Source organism: Streptomyces sp. NPDC005574, from assembly GCF_040605435.1.
In the GTDB taxonomy this organism is placed as follows: Bacteria; Actinomycetota; Actinomycetes; order Streptomycetales; family Streptomycetaceae; genus Streptomyces.
Genome location: NZ_JBEXCW010000268.1, coordinates 1 through 2,157, shown reverse-complemented (window position 1 = coordinate 2,157; position 2,157 = coordinate 1). Strand labels below are relative to the sequence as shown.

2 protein-coding genes and 1 pseudogene are annotated in these 2,157 nt (G+C 69.8%); 2 read left to right on the top strand and 1 reads right to left on the bottom strand.

What is annotated here, in order from left to right; genetic code table 11:
- Together ABZT03_RS43940 and ABZT03_RS43935 are read left to right on the top strand one after the other, a co-directional pair.
- Window positions 1-147, top strand: a pseudogene (locus ABZT03_RS43940) (MerR family transcriptional regulator); the annotation flags it as partial.
- A gap of 59 nt (window positions 148-206) precedes the next feature.
- Entirely contained in the window at window positions 207-1,007 is an 801-nt protein-coding gene (locus ABZT03_RS43935; protein ID WP_356049890.1) for a hemolysin III family protein, read from the top strand.
- A 499-nt stretch (window positions 1,008-1,506) separates the two neighbouring features.
- Here the strand turns inward: ABZT03_RS43935 and ABZT03_RS43930 are convergent, their stop codons facing one another.
- Window positions 1,507-1,959: a DUF5707 domain-containing protein gene (locus ABZT03_RS43930; RefSeq protein ID WP_356049889.1), complete on the bottom strand. Its 453-nt coding sequence runs from the start codon at window positions 1,957-1,959 to the stop codon at window positions 1,507-1,509.
- Window positions 1,960-2,157 lie beyond the last annotated feature (198 nt).

Genomic DNA, 2,157 nt, shown 5'->3' with positions numbered 1-2,157 from the left:
GCCGCCCGCGCCCGCGAACTCGTCGACCAGGGCACCCCCATCGAGGCCGCCTGCCGCATCGTCATCCTCGAAGACCAACTCGAAGAAGCCCAGCGTCTCAACGAAACGCTGCGCCCTGCCCCGCTCCGCGACCGGGCCACTGCCTGAACGGCTCTCCCGATCGGGTCAGTTGCCATGTTCTGCGTTGATCCTCCTAATATGTGCGCATGATCGCCGAAGACGCTCAGCCACCGGCACCCAGCCAGGAAGCACAGCTCGGCAGCGGGACCACGCCCGACGCTTCCCCCGGCACCGCCGGTGGACCGTCGGCCGGTTCACAGAGCCGGCGGACGGCCCCCGCAGCTGGTCCGGGCAGCGGGGTGGAGCGCGCGGTGGCCGTCGTGAAACCGGCGATGCGCGGGTGGCTGCACGCGGGCATGTTCCCGCTCGCACTCGCCGGCGGCATCGTTTTGGTCGCTCTCGCGCGCTCGGCAAGCATCGCCGTGGCGTGCTCGGTGTATGCGGCGTCCTCCCTGCTGCTGTTCGGCACGAGTGGGGTGTATCACCGCGGGGATTGGGGTCCGCGAGGTGAGGCCGTTCTGCGCCGGCTGGACCACGCGAACATCTTCCTGATCATCGCCGGCACGTACACGCCTCTGGCGGTGCTGCTGCTGCTGTCCGCGCGCCAGCAGGCGGTCCTCCTGCTGCTGGTGTGGGCCGGGGCGGCGGCCGGCGTCGCATTCCGCATCTGGTGGATCACGGCACCGCGCTGGCTCTACACCCTGTGCTACATCGCCCTGGGCTGGGCAGCGGTCTTCAAGCTGCCCGACTTCGCGCGCACCGGCGGCACCACGGTCGTCGCCCTCGTCATCACCGGCGGTCTGCTCTACACCGCGGGCGCCGTCGTCTACGGACTCAAACGCCCCGACCCCTCACCGCGCTGGTTCGGATTCCACGAAGTCTTCCACGCCCTGACCATCGCCGCCTTCACCGCGCACTACACCGCCATCCTCCTGGCAGCCACCTGACACACATGCTCCAGCGCAGGGCGCACGGGCAAAGACTTGGCCTCACAGGGTCCGCCGAGTGGGGCTTGCGAACGGGTGGCTGGGCAGGGTCCCGTCGTTCTCGTGATCGGTCCGGTTGCGGCGTGATGCCTGTCCTGCCTGGCTGACGGTCCTATGTCAGGCGATGCTGTCGATGTCGCGGAACGCCAGGTCGGATTCCCGCCAGCTTCCGCTGGTGGGGCCAGCGATGCTCGTGGGCATGAACCGACTCGAAGGAAACGTCGGAAGAGGCCACCGGCGCCGGGGACGTGGCCGTCAAGACGGCTTGTCTCCGCCTCGCCGAACTCGGCTTCCCCGTCTTCGCCCTGGCCTGGAACTCGCTGCTGACCCAGGGCCATCCCGGTCACACCGGCTGACCGCGGGCTCGACGTCCGTCACGGTCTGCGGCCGCCGTGATGCGGCGGGCAGGCTGGAGCCCCTGCCACATCCCGGCCAGAGCTACGTCCCAGCCAGAGCTACGTCAGCGGACGGTGAAGCCGGCTGCCTTGTTGTCGAGGGTGGTGGTGCCGTTGGTCGCTTCGGCCAGGACGGCGATGTGCCAGGCGCCGTGGGGGGACGATGCCGCGTCGGTGGGGGTGACGGTGGTGGTGTAGGTGCAGTGGACGGTGTGCTTGCCGGCCGGCGTGCAGACGGCGCTCTCGGCGGCGGCCATGTCCTTGGCGGTCAGCTTCTGCTTGGTGAGCGAGGAGGTGGCCGGCCAGGCCAGGACCTTGACACTCTTGATCCCGGAGGAGGCGGTGACGTCGGTGGTGAAACTCAGCGAACCGTCACGGTCGCCGGCGGGGGCGCTGTAGCGGGCGGTGCTGTGCGTGAGGGCGGGAGGCTGCTCCCCGGCATAGGCGAGAGCGTAGGCGCCCGCGCCTGCGAGAACGACGACACCGGCGGCGACAGACACAGCGATACGTCGGGACATTGGAAGGTCTCCCCATCAGGCTCAGTCGGCCGCACAGGCCCTGTATGCCTGTTCGTTGCACTGATCCTCGCCCCGCGGCCGTGCGCCGGGCGTGAGCCCAGACCCTAGCCCCACCGCCCGGTGTGCCAGCGCCTCCACCTGGACAGTGGTCGTAGCCGGCCCGGCTCCCGCCTCGGATACCGTGTTCCTCGACGGGGT